Annotated in this window: 1 pseudogene; it reads left to right on the forward strand. The window is 51.1% G+C overall.

Features of this window, described 5'->3' with window-relative positions:
• Positions 1 to 77: 77 nt before the first annotated feature.
• A pseudogene (locus P0G09_RS16780) lies at positions 78 to 323 on the forward strand (LacI family transcriptional regulator); the annotation flags it as partial.

Genomic DNA, 323 nt, shown 5'->3' on the forward strand with positions numbered 1-323 from the left:
CAGTTTCAAAGGCCATCAACACCACCGGTGTGCTGGCAGATGCCACACGGGAGTAGATCCTGCGCAAAGCCGCCGAAATGGGCTATAAGCAGTTCGCCTATCTGCCGCTGTTTCAGGAAGACGCTGCAAAAACAGCAGCGCCTTCCATTCTGCCGAGTGACAAACGGGAGATCGCCATGCTGACGACCCGGTTTCTGAACAGCTCTCACTTTACCTCCACGATGCTGGATCGTTTCCAGTCGGAAATCGACCATCTGCATAGCTGCATGACCATTCATCGCATTTCTCTTATAGAGTTGAAAGAGAAAAAACTTCCATCTTCT

The organism is Faecalibacterium sp. DFI.5.82 (assembly GCF_029076575.1).
GTDB lineage: Bacteria > Bacillota > Clostridia > Oscillospirales > Ruminococcaceae > Faecalibacterium > Faecalibacterium duncaniae.